We start from the raw sequence: 16,035 nt of genomic DNA, 5'->3' as shown, positions 1-16,035 counted from the left end.
GAGGTTACGGACGACAGGCCGAGGGGCCTGCCGTCCGCCCCGTAACGCCAGCCTGGTGCTTTCATGGATATATTCTCGACTTTCTTCAATCTGGCAGTGCTGGAACGGTCGTTTCCGCTCCTGCTTTCCGGACTTTGGGTGACGCTTGAGCTGGGCGTCGTGAGCATCGTTGGTGGTCTTATCGGTGGCCTGGTCCTTGCGTTGCTCCGCTTATACGGCCCGCTATGGGCGCAGACCTTGGCGAAGATCTATATCGACATCTTCCGGTCCATCCCGCTGCTCGTGCTGCTGATCGTCATCTACTATGCCCTGCCGTTCGTGGGCATCCGGCTTTCGCCCTTCGTTTCGGCGGTCAGTGCACTCATGATGGTCTCCACGGCGTATACCGCGGAGATATTTCGGGCAGGGATCGAGGCCATTCCTCGCGGGCAGTTCGAGGCTTCCGAGGCGCTGGGGCTATCCTATCGCCATATGATGGCGGAGATCATTCTGCCCCAGGCGATCAAGATCGTCATACCGCCACTGACCAACAACTGCATCAACGTGATGAAGGATACTGCGCTCGCGTCCGTGGTGGCGATGCCCGATCTTCTGAAGCAAGCAACACAGGCGCAGGCCTTGGCCGCCAACCCGTCGCCGCTGATCGGCGCTGCGGTCATCTACATCGCGTTCCTGTGGCCGATGGTGACTGTTGTCGCCCATCTCGAAAAACGCTTCAGTGCGGGGAGACGCAGGTGAAGACCATTGTAAGCATTCAGAACCTGGACAAATTTTACGGTGATTTCCAGGTACTTCACGGCATCGATCTGGCGATTGCCGAAGGCGAGGTGGTCTGTGTGATTGGCCCGTCTGGCTCGGGCAAGTCGACCTTGATCCGTTGCATCAATCACCTCGAAAGCTTCTCGAGCCAAAGCCGGATCGAAGTTGATGGCATCAAGGTCGAGCGGGGTAAGAATCTTGCCCAGGTTCGCGCCGAAGTCGGCATGGTGTTCCAATCGTTTAATTTGTTCCCGCATCTGAGCGTCTTGAAGAACATTATGATCGCTCCGATGCGCGTGCGCGGCACGCCGCCTGAGGAAGCAGCCCGAAAGGCGAGGGAACTTCTCGCCCGTGTGGGTATCACCGCGCAGGCCGACAAGTATCCTGAGCAACTGTCGGGCGGCCAGCAGCAGCGTGTCGCGATTGCCCGCGCACTAGCTATGGAACCTCGCGTTCTTCTCTTCGACGAACCGACCTCTGCGCTTGACCCCGAAATGGTGGGCGAAGTGCTGGATGTCATGCGCAAGCTTGCCGGTACTGGCGTGACGATGATTGTCGTCACCCATGAAATGGGTTTCGCCCGTCAGGTCGCCGACCGGGTGATCTTCATGGACAGCGGCAGAATTGTCGAAGTCGGCACGCCAACCGAAATCTTCGACAGTCCCCGCGAGGAACGAACAAAGAGCTTCCTGCGCGCCGTTCTCAACCATTGACAAGAAAAGACAAGTCTTCCGGAGGACCCATGGAAATGCAACGCCAACTCGATATCGATTTCGTCCGGAGCCAGTTCCCCGGGCTTGAGCATGGCTGGGTGTTTTTTGACAATGCCGGCGGCTCGCAGATTCTGAAGCGCGCCGTCGAGCGGATAAGTACATTTCTCTACGACAAGAACGTCCAGATCGGGGGTAGCTACGAGGTATCTCAGCAGGCTGCCAAGGCGCTGATGGAAAGCCGGGTTGCAGCGATGCATCTGGTCAATGCCTCCCGGCCGGAAGAGATCGTTTTCGGCGGCTCCACGACGGTGCTGCTCCAGAATCTTGCCCGGTCGATGCGCAGCCAGCTGTCAGCGGGTGACGAGATCATCGTGACGATCTCGGATCATGAGTCCAACATCGGGCCCTGGGATGGCCTGCGCGACATGGGCGTGGTCGTCAAGTTCTGGCCGCTTGATAAAACGACCTACGAGCTCGATGTCGCCGACCTCAAGCCGCTGCTGACGGCGAGAACTAAACTTGTGTGTGTGACGCATGTGTCGAACATCCTTGGCGCCATCAATCCGATTGCCGAGATCGCCGCTCTCACCCACGCTCATGGTGCACGCATCTGCGTCGATGCAGTGGCCTATGCTCCGCATCGCGCCGTCGATGTTCGAGCTATGGACGTCGATTACTACGTCTTCAGCTTCTACAAGACCTACGGTCCGCACTACGCGATGATGTACGGGAAGTACGATCACCTTCTGGAGCTCGATCCGCTTTATCACTTCTTCTACGGTCGCGATAAAGTGCCCGGCAAGCTGGAGCCGGGCAATCCAAACTACGAGCTGGCCTACGCGGTGACGGGGATCGTCGACTACTTGTGCGAGCTAGGCAGGAAATCAGGTGGAACGGGCTCGGAACGCGAGCTGATCCTCGCTGCCTTTGACGCGATCACCATGCAGGAGAACGCCCTGACTGATCGCCTGCTTTCCTATCTGCGTAGTCGCAACGACTGCCGCATTATCGGGGAGACGGCGAACAGGAACGGAAGGCGCATACCGACGATCAGCTTTGTTTTCGAAGGCCGCAATTCGGAAGACATCTGCAAGGCGATGGACGCTTACAAGATTGCTATCCGGTTTGGTGATTTTCATGCGCGGCGCCTCGGTGATCATGTCGGTCTGCCGCAATATAACGGCGCCGTGCGCGTCTCCATGGTTCACTATAACACCCTCGGCGAGGTCGACCGTCTGATCGCCGCGCTTGACGAGATACTCGGCAGCGATGGCGCCGATCAGAAAAGAGGCGCTGCCTGAATGGATTTCGACACGATTATCAAGAATGGCACCGTCGTTACCGCCAGCGACACCTTCAAGTGCGATGTTGGCATTCGCGACGGGAAGATTACCGCTCTTGCAGCGTCGCTTGATGGTGCTAGCGAAATCATCGACGCCTCGGGTCTTTATGTCATGCCAGGCGGGATCGACAGTCATGTCCATCTCGCCCAGCCATCTGGCGACGGCATTGTCATGGCCGACGATTTTGCAAGTGGCACGCGTTCGGCCGCTTTCGGAGGCAATACGACGATCCTTACCTTCTGCATGCAGGAGAAGGGCACAACGCTAAGGGAGTCTTTGAAGACCTACCATGCCAAGGCCGAGGGCGAGTGCTATATCGATGTTTCATTTCACCTCGTCGTCACCGACCCAACGCCCTACGTGCTCGGTCAGGAATTGCCGGCGCTTGTCGAGGACGGCTACACGTCGTTGAAGGTCTTTATGACCTATGAAAACCTTCGTCTGAGGGACGATCAAATCCTCGATACGCTCGACAGTGCCAGACGGTCCGGCGCGTTGGTAATGGTCCACTGCGAGAACGAAGACGCGATCCGTTACCTCATTGGCAAGCACGAGCAAAACGGCGATTTCGCCCCGAAATTCCATGCCTTGAGCCGACCGGCGGCTGCAGAGCGCGAAGCGACCCATCGGGCGCTTTCGCTTGCAGAAATCGTGGGTGCGCCCATCGTCATCGTCCATGTATCGAACCGGCAGGCGATGGAAGAGATCGAGCGCGCACGCAAGCGGGGCGGCAAAGTCGCGGGCGAGACCTGCCCGCAGTATCTCCTTCTAACCGCCGATGATCTTGATGCCACGGAGCTCGAAGGCGCAAAGTTCGTTTGCTCACCGCCGCCGCGCGACAAGGAAAGTCAGGAGGCTTGCTGGGAAGGGTTGCAAACCGGCACCTTCGAGCTCTTTTCGTCCGACCATTGCCCTTTCCGATATGACGACGACAGCGGCAAGCTGAACGAGAAAGGAAAACGGCACTATCGGTGGATTCCGAACGGTATCCCTGGAGTGGAAACGCGACTTCCCATCCTATTTTCTGAAGGAGTGAGCAAGGGGCGCATCGACATCAATCGCTTTGTGGCGCTGTCGTCGACAAACCATGCAAAACAGTACGGGCTTTATCCGCAGAAGGGCACGATTGCCATCGGTTCTGATGCTGACATTGCTCTCTGGGATCCTCATAAGAATGTGACGGTCACAAACGACATTCTTCACCACAATGCAGACTACACGCCGTATGAGGGACTGGAGGTTGTGGGGTGGCCAGTCCTTACCATGCTCCGGGGCAAGCCGATCGTCAGCGGCGGCGCGTTGGAGGGCACTCTGGGGCAGGGCCAGTATCTGCGGAGGAATGCGCGGACCTGATCAAGATTTGCGGCTCCGCGGGAAAAGGAATGGCCGCTCGGGTAGAGCGGCCATTGTCGTTTGGACCTGAGCTGCGTTGTAGCGTGTAGCGAACTTGGAGTCAGTTGCGCCTCCTGCGAAGACCGTTCGGTTCAACACGAAGCCAAAGATCGCGAAGAAAATCGCCATCAAGCGCCTGACCAGTGATCAAGCGCCTTCGGTTGTTTCCAGATCAGCCGGCGCTTCGCGTTCTCAGTTCGGTCTGCGCCGCGACATAGCTGCGCCACCCCCCGTATTCGGTGATATCGGTCGCCCCCTTGATCGCCGCCGGCTCCACCAGGAAGCCTTTGACCACGGTACCGTCAGACAGCGCAATTGAACCGATACCAAGAGGCGAAGGTATTGCCGCTACGAATTGCCCGAAAGAAGCCGGTGTCAGACGCCAAACCTCCACCTCGATGCGACCACCTTCGCCAGGTTCGACCCGGATCATTCCGGGCTTAGCGGGGATCTGCCCGGCAAGCGCGTAAAGCCGGTAAGCATCCGATGTTTGCGCCTCTTTCGAAAACACGGCATCGAGGTCACGCAACTGCACATTCAGTTGCATGCCGGACAGATGCGCACCGACGACCACAAGATCGACCATTCCATCCTCGGAAGTCGTCGTTGGTGTGGCAGGCAACGAGGGTAGGGACCAGCTTGTTGCTCCCAGGCTTACCCCGGCGGCCCGCTGGATCTCTCGTGCCAGAGCCGCTGTCAAACCGTCTCGACCGGACGGCCCCAGCAGTGTCACGCTTGCCGGGAGTCCGTCAGCGCGCTTGCCTGTCGGCACGGCAATACCGCACATGTCGAGAAGATTGACGAAATTGGTGTAGGTGCCAAGCCGTGAGTTCTCGCGGATCGGTTCATTGGCGAGGTCCGTCAGCGTGTAGTGGCTGGGTGCCGTCGGCACGCAGAAGAGATCGACCGAGTCGATGACAGGCTGCACCGCTCGCTTCAGCGCCTGAAGCGCGTATAAACCGTTGAACGCGTCAGCCGCACCGAGTGCTTTTGCTCCACCGTAGATCTTGCGGGTAACCGGATGGAAGCTTGCTTCGTTGGAATCGAAGAAGGCTTTCACCGCGGCGTAGCGTTCAGCCACCCAGGCTCCCTCGTAGAGCAGGTTGGCCACCTTGTAGAAATCGCCAAACGGTACTTCGACAATGCGATGGCCGAGCGCCGTCAGCGTTGCAAGGGCGTTGTTGTATGAGGTTTCCATGGCGGCGTCGCCAAAGAACTGTCGATCCCCCTTGGCGGGCACACCAATCGTCAGGACCGGAGGAAGCGGACCGTAGCCGGTAGCGGATATATCCTTCGAGTAGGCATCCGTCGCATCGTAGTGCGCCGCCGTATTGTAGACACGCCATGCATCGTCGACGGTCAGGGCAAATATGGAGACACAATCGAGCGTGCGGCAGGCGGGTATGACACCCGTTGTCGAAAGCGCGCCGACGCTCGGCTTCAGACCGACGATATTGTTTAACCCCGCCGGTATGCGACCGGAACCGGCCGTATCCGTTCCGAGCGCGAAGCTGACGATCCCGTGCGCGGTGGCGACGGCCGAGCCGGAACTGGAGCCGCCCGGCACAAGACTGGCGTCAATCGCATTGCGAGGGATCGGATAGGGCGAACGGACTCCGACAAGGCCTGTAGCAAACTGATCGAGGTTGGTCTTGCCGATGACGAGCGCGCCCGCTTCCCTGAGCAGACGAACAACGGTTGCATCGGCTGCGGGCACATATGCATAGTCAGGGCAGGCCGCCGTCGTCGGCATGCCCGCAACGTCGATGTTGTCCTTCACTGCAAATGGGATACCCCAGAGCGGCTTTGCTTCCGCGTCAAACGGGCCCAGCGCATCCGACTCGGCAAGCAGCGCCGTGCGTTCCGCGAGGTGAAGAAAGATGCCGGGATCATTGACCTCTTCCAGGCGCGCGAACACACGGTCGATGATAGTGTGGACGTCGCCGCCGCGGGCATAGAATGCGTGTAGTGACGCGATGTCGAAGGCCGGTGCGCCGGTCATGCTATTTCCTCTTCCAGTATCTTCACGGGCCGATCCCACTGAATCAGCACGACACAGCCCGTGTCACTCCAGACGGAGTGTTCAGTTCCGACCGCATTCACAATGTAGCTCCCGCGCCCATAGTCGCCAGCCTCATCGGATTGGGTGCCTTCCAAGACGAAAATGGTCTCCAACCCCTGATGCCGGTGGCGCGGTACGGATGCGCCAGCCTCGTACTTCAAAAGGGCTACTCCCGGCTGATCCCCCTCGAAGGGCCGAATCCAATGAATCGTCACGTCCTTACGAAACGGAGAAAAAGTCAGGTCTTTCCAGCCGCCTGACGTCAAAAGCTCGCGCGTTGTCTCAGGCATGGCCAATCACCTCCAATATGTCGTCTACTTGTGCGGTCCAGCCGACGATCGCGCCCTGGGCGCGGATCATGGCGATCGCGGCCTCCTTGAACTCCGGAAAATAACTCTCGGTCGCGTCTTCGGCGAGAAGGCACTCATAGCCACGATCATTGGCTTCGCGCATCGTCGTCTGCACGCAAACCTCTGTCGTCACGCCGGCAAACACCAGCTGGCTGATACCCTTCGCTTTGAGCACGTCACCCAGTTCGGTTGCGTAGAAGGCGCCCTTGCCTGGCTTTTCGATGAGGATCTCTCCGTCGACAGGGGCAAGCTCGGGCAAGATCGCCGTACCAGCTTCGCCAGCAATCAGGATTCGGCCCATGGGCCCGTCATCTCCAATCCGAAGCGTCGGTGCACCGCGGTTGCGCTTGGCCGGCGGCAGATCGGAAAGATCTGGTCTGTGGCACTCCATCGTGTGAATGATGGGCAGACCGGCCTCGCGAAATCCCTGTATAAGGCGTTTGACATCGGGGATAATCTTGGTGATGCGGCTGACATCGTTGCCGAGGCTTGCGCCGAATCCGCCTGGCTCGGCGAAATCACGCTGCATGTCGATGACAACAAGTGCCAATTGGTCGGGCCGGGCTGGAAAAGCAAACGGTTGCGCCTTGATGTTTGCCATCAGTGATGTCCTGCCATATGCGCGCCGATAACTGAGATATCGGCCGCGCGCGCTGCGGTTTCATAGACGAGCTTGCCTTCCGAAATGACCATGATCCGGTCGGACATTTCCAGCAACTCGTCGAGGTCTTCCGACAACAGCAGCACCGCCGCGCCGGAGTTGCGGGCCTTCATGATGCGTGCTCGGATCTCCGCGACTGCCGAGAAATCCAGGCCGAAACAGGGGTTTGAAACGATCAGAAGGTCGACCTCACCGGTAAGTTCTCGCGCGAGAACCGCGCGTTGCACATTGCCGCCTGAAAGAGCTGCGATGGGCGACGAAGACGAGGCGGTCTTCACCTTGAAGTCAGCAATCAGGTCCTGAGCCCGCTTCTTCATTTTGCCCTTGTTGAGCCAGATCGCATCCTTACCGTCTTTCTTCAGGTCGAATGTTCGGAAGGCCAGGTTCTCGCTGACGGTCATCTTTGGTGCACAGGCATTCTGCAGGGGCTCTTCCGGAATGAATCGTACGTTGTTGCGCCGCGTCTCGGGGCGGGTGGCACCGTAGGCGCCGCCATTCACCAGCACGCTGCCGGCCTCAGTCGACCGCTGACCAGCCAGTATCTCGGTCAGTTCCTTCTGGCCATTACCTGATATGCCGGCGATTCCGACGATCTCACCTGAGCGAACTGTCAGGCTTTCGATCTCGATTGTCTTCAGACCGGAACGGTCAGGTGCCTTGATCTTTTCCACCTTGAGGACCGGCTTTGACATTTCGGACACTGGCACGCGTGTATCGAGCTCGGCAAGCTTGACGTCGCCGATCATCATGGATGCCATCTCCGCCGTCGAGAGTTCACCGACCTTGCCGCCACCGACCAGCTTGCCGCGCCGCAGGATTGAAACCGCGTCGGCAAATTTCGTGACCTCATGGAATTTGTGCGAGATCATCAACACGGTCAGTTCGCCACGCTGCGTCATGCCACGCACCAGTCCGAGCATCTCGTCGGCTTCGGCGGGCGTTAGTACCGAGGTCGGCTCGTCGAGCACGAGAAAGCTGCGGCCAAGATAGAGCTGCTTGACGATTTCGAGCTTCTGCTTTTCGCCTGCGGCGAGTTCGCTGACTGGGCGATCCAGAGGGATCTTGAATGGCATGCGCTCCATGAAGGCTGCCAGATCCTTGCGCTCCTTCACCCAGTTGATCACGGCCGGCACGGCGGCGCGACTGATGACAAGATTTTCTGCGCCCGTCAGCGACGGCACCAGCGTGAAGTGCTGATAGACCATGCCGAGACCATAGGTTGCCGCATCCTTGGGCGATGCAATAGCCACTTCGCGCTCATCGACCGAGAGCGAACCAGAAGTCTGATGGTAGAAGCCCATGATGCATTTGACGAGCGTTGACTTGCCGGCGCCGTTCTCGCCGAGGAGCGCATGGAAGGTGCCGGCAGGGATATCGATCGACACGTGGTCGAGCGCCGTGAAGCTGCCGAACCGCATTGTCATATCGAGCGTCTGGATGCCAACGGCCTTGCCAGCCTGGGGAAGAGGCGTGTCGCGTACGATGCTCACTTCAGGTCTCCTTTTCAACGATGATGGCAACCGGCCCGCCACCCGGCGGTCCCTGGTGTTCGGCGCCGCCCGATACATAGAGATCGGTCATGCCAAAGACACCGGCGAGCACCCCGCCGACGAAGGCGCGGGCATGACGGGTCCCGGCGATATCGGAATCGTTCAACATAGTATGGCGCCTGCCGCGGACCTGACCGGACGGATCCGGCTCGGCTTTCGCTAGCACTGCCGTAAGTTTCCCTGCCATTGGCAGTCGATCCCAGGCGGCCCGAACAGATCCAGCGTCAATCGCGTCACGCATGACGGCGTGGTCGATGGCGAGAGGTCCAGACCACCCTGCGCTCATGCCAAGCACGACAATCTCATGGTCGAGAAGTTCGACGCCTGCGGAAGCTGATGCGCATCGGGAATAGAGATCGAAACGGCCGCAGATGTCGCCGTCGGCGATGGCATCGATATCCACCTCGCCAAGTGCAACCGCAACGCCGAGGGCCGACGCGCCGCGTGACAGCGCCATCGATTTCAATGTATCGCGCGTGGCTGTCGTCTTGCCAGACGCTTCTGCCTCGGCGATCCGCTGAGAGGTCAACAAGGGGCATTTGATCTGCACGAAGTGCACATCGGCAGCGTCCTCGATCCCTGCATCCCGGATGGCCGCCTTAACCGCTGTAGCAACCATACGGATCTGTTCGCGTCGACCGAGCTGTTCCGGCGGCAGGGTAGGGGTGCGCGCAACACCGATTGCCAGCGCCCCTTCTCCGGGCTGCTCGACCTTTTCGCGCGCGAAGACGGTCCAATGGGGGGAGAGAGCGCCTTCCGTGCCACCGGACATGACGATAGAGACGCTGTCGACATTTTGATCGCGGAACAGCAATTCGAAGCTTCGCGTGGCGTAGCCTCGGGTGAAGTCGTTGACGCAGCCGTTGCCCTCGGTCTTGCCGAGCACAGCGACCACCTCGGATGCATTAAATCGTTCGGCGAACAAGGCTTTGACGCCTGAGACATCGTCCGGGCTATTTGCCGGGACGCGAAAGACATGCGCACGCAACGACGGCATCAGGGAAGCGCCTCGATCAGGGTGGCCGAGTTGGACACGGATCCGAATACGCCGCCCTGCATCTTCACCATCTTGATGGCGGCGAGGTGGTTGCCATAGTCGGTGGCGCCGCAGCAGTCTTCGAGTAGCAGGCACTCGAAACCGCGATCGTTGGCCTCGCGCATCGTTGTGTGAACGCAGACGTCGGTGGTGATCCCCGTGAGGATGATGTTTTCAACGCGCTTCTGGTTAAGGATTAGTTCGAGATCCGTAGCGCAGAAGGAACCCTTGCCGGGCTTGTCGATGATCGTCTCGCCTTCGATAGGCTTCAGTTCATCGATGATATCCCAGCCCGGCTCACCGCGAACGAGGATGCGGCCGCAGGGGCCGGCATCACCGATGCCAGCATTGATGCGTTGCGAGCGCCAGCGTTTGTTCGCCGGCAGGTCAGCGAGATCAGGCCGGTGACCCTCTCGGGTGTGGATGATGTGATAGCCCTTGGCGCGCATGGCCGATAGCACTCGCTTGATCGGCTCGATCGGAGCGCGCACCAGCGAAAGATCATAACCCATATGATCGACATAGCCGCCGGGACCACAGAAATCGGTCTGCATGTCGATAATGATCAGCGCCGTGTTGTCGGGTCTCAATGCGCCGTTATAGGGCCAGGCGTATGGATCGGCATTGATGTAGTGTCCCTTGGTCTCGACCATCGTATCCATCGTATCCATCGTCTTCTCCTATTCGCCTGCAAGCTTGAAAGTTTCGCCATAGAGCCGCGTCGGCTTTTCGAAGCCGCAGGACGTGCCATCGACGACCTTGACGTCATCTTCCCACGGCAAACGGTAGCGGCCCGCAATTAGGTCGTGCATGTAGGTGTAAGGGGCATCGCCGGCGCCGCCGGTCACGGCGACATAACCGCGATGGCCGAGCTGGTAGATGTTGTTCTCGACGCCCCAGTTTCGTCGCGCCTCGCGCACGAGGTCAGGGCGGACTTCAGCGGTGATGATTTCGTTCGGGCGCCCGGATGCGCCGTGAGCGATGATCACGCCGTCAAAATTGCAGATCATGCCTTCGCCCATGGAGTCGAACGTGCCGTCTGAACCGGACATGCAGACATTGACCGTGACCATCAGGTTGCAAAAGGCGTTTGACTGGTTGGTGAACTTCCAACTGTCGCGGATCGGGGCTGTATAGCCCGCCGTCCGAATCATGATCTCGGCGCCCCTGTAAGCACATTCCCGCGCCATTTCGGGAAACATCCCATCATGGCAGATGATGAGTGCGAGTTTCGCGCCTTTCGGTCCCTCGATCACCGGAATGCCCAAATTGCCCGGCTCCCAGGGTTCGACGGGTACCCATGGATGCATTTTCCGATAATAAAGCTTCAGTTCGCCGCTATCGTCGATGACGATGCCAGAGTTGTACGGCATCCCATCTGGATTGAACTCCATGATCGAAAAGCAGCCCCAGATGCGGTGCTCGCGGCAGGCGTTCTTGAAGGCCGCAACTTCAGGTCCGTCGAGCGAGCACATGATCTCGGGGTTGATGTCCATCGACAGGCCATGCAGCGCATACTCCGGGAAGACGACAAGATCCATACCTGCCTGGTTACGGCGGGCCTTGCCGACGAGGTCAACAATTACCTGCGTCTGCCTCGCAAGGTCGTCCTTGGTGAGTGTGACGGGAAGCTGAAGCTGAACAAGACCAATGCCGACGCCATGTTCGGATTTGTTGAGACCGCCGAGACCATTCATGGCAGATCCTTTATTTCGTGAGCGACAATGCGCCGGGGGCCCCGGCAAGCGAACGGGTAGGCGAGGATGTGGCAATGAGGATGACGAGCGTCAGAACATAGGGAGCCGCGTAGAACAGGTAGTAGCCCTGCGTGACGCCGACCGATTGCAGGGCAGGGCCAAGCGCACCTGCGCCACCGAAGAGAAGGGCCGCCAGGAAGCAGCCGATCGGGTTCCAGCGCGCGAAGATCACCAGCGCCACCGCCATCAGGCCCTGTCCAGAAGATATCCCTTCGTTCCAGGAGCCGGGATAATAGAGCGATAGGTAAGCACCGCCGACGGCAGCCAGTGACCCGCCGACTGCTGTCGCCAGAAGACGGACACGATCCGGGTTTATTCCCATCGCGCGAGCCGCATCGGTGCTGTCACCGACAACGCGCAGCACGAGGCCGATCCTGGTATTTCTGAACGCCCACCACAGAAAGATGGCAAGTGCGCCGCCCAGAATGAAAAGCACATTGATGTTCAGGGCCGCTTGAACCTGGGGAAGGCCGGACCAAGCGCCGAGCGGGATCGACGGCAGGCGCGGTGCAGCTGGTTGGATGAAGGGCTTGCCAAGGAAGAAGGCAAGTCCAAGACCGAATTGCATCATGGCGATGCCGATCGCGATGTCGTTGACCTTGGGCCATTTGCAGATCCATCCGTGGATCAGGCCGAAAACTGCGCCGGTGCCCATGGCCGCCAGCACACCGAGCCAGGGTGAACCACTGAGCACCGCCACCGCGTACGCGGTCATGGCGCCGAAGACCAACGTGCCTTCGAGCCCTAGATTGATGCGGCCGGAGCGCTCGGTGATGGCCTCGCCGAGGCTGACGAAGATGAAGGGTGTCGAAACGCGGATCGCGCCCGCGAATATGGCGAGTGGGACGCCCCATATGCCGATGCCGCTCGCTTCCATCATGCGCTCCTTTTCCAGAGGTCGGGATTGAAGAACTTGAAGCGGCCGTAGAACGTCTCGAAGAGAAGGATCACGACGAAGAGCGTTCCTTGCAGCACCAGAACCGTCGCGTCAGGCAACGCCATACGGCGCTGGATCAGCCCACCCGACGCATCGATGCCGCCAAGCAGAATGGCGACAGGAATAATCGCCAGTGGATTGTGTCGCGCCAGGAAGGCAACGAGGACGCCCGTGTAGCCGTAGCCCGCTGCCAGCGAGGCATTTGCGCTACCTTGGACTGCAGCCACCTCGATCATTCCGGCAAGACCGGCAAAGCTGCCGGCGATTGCAGTGAAACCGACGACCAGGCGGCCGACCGGCAGCCCCTGGATCTGTGCTGCGCGAACATTGCCGCCCGCGATACGCGCCGCAAAGCCATAGCTTGTGACTTCGATCAGCACCCAGGAGACAATGCATGCGATCACGCCAATGGCGAGTCCCCAATGCACGTCCATTCCGGGTATCTTTCCGAGCATGTATTCGGCGGGCAGGGGGGCTGTGGAGGGTTTGTTCAGGCTTGCTGGATCGCGGAGTGGCCCTTCCACGAACTGGTTCATCAGAGCGATCGCGATATAAGCGAGAAGCAGAGATGAAATGGTCTCGTTGACGCCCCTGTAGTGACGAAGGAAGCCGGCCAGCCCGATCCAGACGCCGCCGACGATCATCGCCGCCGCCGCCATAAGAAGCAGAACGAAGAGGGCAGGCAGCGTTCCGACGAATGGCAGCGCCGCTGCCGCGGCGGCGACACCACCCAGCACCACCGCGCCCTCGCCGCCGATGATAACCAGCCCCAGACGGGCCGGCAGTGCGACGCAAAGCGCGGTCAGAAGCAGTGGGGCCGCCCTGCTTAGGCTGTTCTGAATCGAGAACCAGCTACCGAATCCACCCGTGTACATCAGCTGGAACAGGCTAATCGGCGATTTGCCGATAAGCACGATGAAGATGGAGAAAAGCGCCAGACCGACCAGGATCGCGCCGAAACTGATAACGACAGGTTCCGCTCGCCGCGCGATCCACTCAAGGATGGGCCTAAACGCCGGCGATGGTCGGGAAGCCATTGCTATTGCAGACGTGTTCGCTTCGACTGTCATGACGCTTCTCTCTCTGGCTCAGGCCGTGGATCCGACGACGCCTTCCACGAGGTAGGCCATGCTCTCGAGTTCGATCGCATCTTCGGCATAGCTCTTGTCTGCCGTGACAACGACATTGCCCTTGTTGTCCTTGATCGGTCCCTTGAACACCGAGAACTTGCCGGTCTTCATCTCTGCAAGCGTGGCATCGAACTTCGTACGTCCCTCGGCCGGCACCGCAGGTCCAAGCGGGCTCATCTTGACGAAACCGTCCTTGAGGCCGCCGCGTACGAAGTTGCCGAGCTTTTCGCCGGCCTGAGCCTTCTTGACGAAATCGGCGTAGACGTTGCCCCAGGCCCATTCAGCGCCGGTCAGATACTTTTCAGGTGCCAGCGGGCTCTGGTTGGCGTGATAGCCGCAGACGAAAGCCCCGCGACCGGCGGCCGTTTCGACGACCACTTTCGGGCTGTCGACATGGCAGGTGATCACATCTGCACCCTGGTCAATCAGCGCATTGGTTGCTTCGGCTTCCTTGACGGCAAGCGACCATTCGCCCGTGAAAATAACCTGGCAGGTGATTGAAGGATCGACCGAGCGTGCTCCGAGCAGGAACGCGTTGATGTTCTGCACCACCTGCGGAATGGGCTTGGCGGCGACAAAGCCGATCTTCTTGCTCTTCGACGTGTAGCCGGCCGCAACCCCATTGAGATACTGACCCTGGAAGATATAGCCGAAGTACGAACCGGTGTTCGCAGGGTTCTTGCCTTCCTGCCAGAGACCGCCGCAATGACGGAATTGGACATCGGGGTATTTCGCAGCCATTGCCAGCATATGGAGGTCGAAGTATCCGAACGAGGTCGGGAAGATCAACGTTGCGCCGTCGAGGTTGATCATCGACTCCATGGTCTTCTGGACGTCGACGGTTTCCGGGACATTTTCCTCTTCTACGATCGTGATGCCCGGCAGCCCCTTCAGTGCGGCAGCACCTTCGGCATGCGCCTGGTTGTAACCGTAGTCGTCCTTGGGGCCGACGTAGATGAAGCCGACAGCCACAGCGGTCTGGGCGAGGGCCCGGCCTGGCAGCAGGCCCGGCGTCAGGGCGAGTGCGCCGGCTGCGGAAGCCTGAAGGAAATGGCGGCGGTTCATGGAAAGGAGTTTGGTCATCGGAATGCTCCTTGCGGCCAGGGCCGGTTCGAAAAACGTCACGAAAAAACTGTATGCAATGAGCGTGCCAAGTTTTATAGATCTGATTTCATTGAATAAAATATCGAACCAGATTTGCGTTGCGCAAACTGCATGCAGTTTTGGTGAGCTGTTGGTCGAAAAATAATCAGAGGGTTATATTTAGGCATACATCGACTTTGGTGATGGTCTGCAGAGCTGAAAATCCGCCTGAAAGCCAATAAAAAGACGAAACTATTTGACTTCTCGGAGTACAGAACGAATTTGTATGCAATCTAGGGAAATCGGCAGAACGTGAATCAGCTCAAGCGCAGACAAGTGGTAAGGGCCGGCACGACCGTTGAACAAATGGTCCGCGCGATGGCCGATATGATCGTCACGGGAGCATTGCTGCCGGGCGAGAAACTGGACGAGATTTCACTGGCGGCACGTTTCCAAGTGTCGCGAACACCGGTGCGTGAAGCGTTGCGCGAGCTCGGTGCGATGGGGTTGGTGGATCGCGAACCGAACCGCAGCGCGACCGTGGCAAATGTGACGGAAGCCTATCTTCACTCGATGTTCGAGGCCATGTCGGAACTCGAGGCCATTTGCGCGCGGCTTTCGGCTGAACGCATGACGATCGACGAAAGACGCGGACTGGAGTTTTTGCATCGGAGTTCGGCAAAGCTCGTCCACGCCGGCGCGAACGAAGAATACGCGGCGCACAATACCGAGTTCCATTCGCGGCTCTATCGCGGCGCGCATAATGATCACATCTACGAGTTGGTGACCCAGACTCGTGCACGGTTGGCACCATTTCGTCGCGCGCAGTTCCGTTTGCCCGGCCGACTGGCAAAATCCTATGACGAGCACGACGTGATCGTGACGGCTATCATGCGCGGCGATGCTGTCGCGGCGGGCCAGGCGGCTTATGCGCATGTTGCAATCGTCAGCGACGCGAGCGTCGTATTCGCGACCGTCAAGGGCGAATGAGTTTCGCTGTTCGCATGAGAATCGGTTGGTAACAAGCTGAAAGAGAAGACCTTTCCATGAGGGGGAAGGCGTCATCATGGCGAAGCTGCCGGCCGCCTGAGATTAATCTTATTGTTCCATAACCTATCTTATCCGACATTTGTATTGTAGCCGGTGGGTTCTAGAATGAAGTGCGACTTGCTAATGATCCCAATGGGTTATCAATTGCAAGGACGATGCAATGAAGCGCACCTACTCTCAGATTGGATTGGACGAACGCCGTAAGATTGCTC

At 59.0% G+C, this 16,035-nt stretch carries 15 protein-coding genes; 5 read left to right on the top strand and 10 right to left on the bottom strand.

Translation table 11 applies throughout. The annotated features are described in order from the left end of the window. Positions 1–63: 63 nt before the first annotated feature. From JNB88_RS27815 to hydA, 4 genes are read left to right on the top strand one after another with little or no spacing between them, the layout of a single operon-like run. Complete coding sequence (locus JNB88_RS27815) at positions 64–738, top strand: amino acid ABC transporter permease (RefSeq protein ID WP_037127823.1); 675 nt, start codon at positions 64–66, stop codon at positions 736–738. Continuing rightward, entirely contained in the window at positions 735–1,472 is a 738-nt protein-coding gene (locus JNB88_RS27810) for an amino acid ABC transporter ATP-binding protein (protein WP_338111055.1), read from the top strand. The genes JNB88_RS27815 and JNB88_RS27810 overlap by 4 nt, the downstream gene beginning before the upstream one ends. A 29-nt stretch (positions 1,473–1,501) precedes the next feature. Then, on the top strand, positions 1,502–2,773 hold the full coding sequence (locus tag JNB88_RS27805; RefSeq protein WP_220358287.1) for a cysteine desulfurase-like protein: 1,272 nt from the start codon (positions 1,502–1,504) through the stop codon (positions 2,771–2,773). Then, positions 2,774–4,168: a dihydropyrimidinase gene (gene hydA / locus JNB88_RS27800; protein WP_220358286.1), complete on the top strand. Its 1,395-nt coding sequence runs from the start codon at positions 2,774–2,776 to the stop codon at positions 4,166–4,168. Between the two features lie 211 nt (positions 4,169–4,379). Here hydA and atzF read toward each other — a convergent pair whose 3' ends face one another. Genes atzF through JNB88_RS27750 form a run of 10 tightly spaced genes read right to left on the bottom strand, consistent with a single transcriptional unit; the run spans position 4,380 to position 14,773 of the window. Next, a complete protein-coding gene (atzF, locus tag JNB88_RS27795; RefSeq protein ID WP_220358285.1) occupies positions 4,380–6,209 on the bottom strand; it encodes an allophanate hydrolase in 1,830 nt (609 codons plus the stop codon). Beyond that, entirely contained in the window at positions 6,206–6,559 is a 354-nt protein-coding gene (locus tag JNB88_RS27790) for a cupin domain-containing protein (protein WP_220358284.1), read from the bottom strand. Before JNB88_RS27790 ends, atzF begins: the two co-directional genes overlap by 4 nt. Continuing rightward, positions 6,552–7,220 (bottom strand): cysteine hydrolase family protein, encoded by a 669-nt coding sequence (locus tag JNB88_RS27785; RefSeq protein ID WP_220358283.1) that lies wholly within the window; start codon positions 7,218–7,220, stop codon positions 6,552–6,554. The genes JNB88_RS27790 and JNB88_RS27785 overlap by 8 nt, the downstream gene beginning before the upstream one ends. Continuing rightward, the gene (locus JNB88_RS27780) at positions 7,220–8,770 is read right to left on the bottom strand and encodes an ABC transporter ATP-binding protein (RefSeq protein WP_220358282.1); all 1,551 of its coding nucleotides are present in this window, start codon (positions 8,768–8,770) and stop codon (positions 7,220–7,222) included. The genes JNB88_RS27785 and JNB88_RS27780 overlap by 1 nt, the downstream gene beginning before the upstream one ends. A 1-nt stretch (position 8,771) precedes the next feature. Continuing rightward, the gene (gene atzD / locus JNB88_RS27775) at positions 8,772–9,827 is read right to left on the bottom strand and encodes a cyanuric acid amidohydrolase (RefSeq protein ID WP_220358281.1); all 1,056 of its coding nucleotides are present in this window, start codon (positions 9,825–9,827) and stop codon (positions 8,772–8,774) included. Continuing rightward, positions 9,827–10,528, bottom strand: a complete 702-nt coding sequence (biuH, locus tag JNB88_RS27770) for a biuret amidohydrolase (protein WP_220358363.1) — start codon at positions 10,526–10,528, stop codon at positions 9,827–9,829. Before biuH ends, atzD begins: the two co-directional genes overlap by 1 nt. A gap of 18 nt (positions 10,529–10,546) precedes the next feature. Further along, positions 10,547–11,563, bottom strand: coding sequence for a formamidase (locus JNB88_RS27765; RefSeq protein ID WP_220358280.1), 1,017 nt, complete (start codon positions 11,561–11,563; stop codon positions 10,547–10,549). Between the two features lie 10 nt (positions 11,564–11,573). Beyond that, positions 11,574–12,500 carry an ABC transporter permease gene (locus JNB88_RS27760; RefSeq protein WP_220358362.1) on the bottom strand — a complete coding sequence of 309 codons (927 nt, stop codon included), beginning with the start codon at positions 12,498–12,500 and terminating at the stop codon, positions 11,574–11,576. Then, positions 12,500–13,630 carry an ABC transporter permease gene (locus JNB88_RS27755; protein ID WP_220358279.1) on the bottom strand — a complete coding sequence of 377 codons (1,131 nt, stop codon included), beginning with the start codon at positions 13,628–13,630 and terminating at the stop codon, positions 12,500–12,502. Before JNB88_RS27755 ends, JNB88_RS27760 begins: the two co-directional genes overlap by 1 nt. Positions 13,631–13,648: 18 nt before the next feature. Then, the gene (locus JNB88_RS27750; RefSeq protein WP_220358278.1) at positions 13,649–14,773 is read right to left on the bottom strand and encodes a BMP family ABC transporter substrate-binding protein; all 1,125 of its coding nucleotides are present in this window, start codon (positions 14,771–14,773) and stop codon (positions 13,649–13,651) included. Between the two features lie 312 nt (positions 14,774–15,085). On the opposite strand from JNB88_RS27750, the gene JNB88_RS27745 reads away from it, so the two are divergent. Then, on the top strand, positions 15,086–15,763 hold the full coding sequence (locus JNB88_RS27745; protein ID WP_220358277.1) for a GntR family transcriptional regulator: 678 nt from the start codon (positions 15,086–15,088) through the stop codon (positions 15,761–15,763). Positions 15,764–16,035: the final 272 nt, after the last annotated feature.

It is taken from the genome of Rhizobium cauense (genome assembly GCF_019511525.1).
GTDB lineage: Bacteria > Pseudomonadota > Alphaproteobacteria > Rhizobiales > Rhizobiaceae > Rhizobium > Rhizobium cauense.
This window is presented reverse-complemented; position numbering and strand designations above follow the sequence as displayed.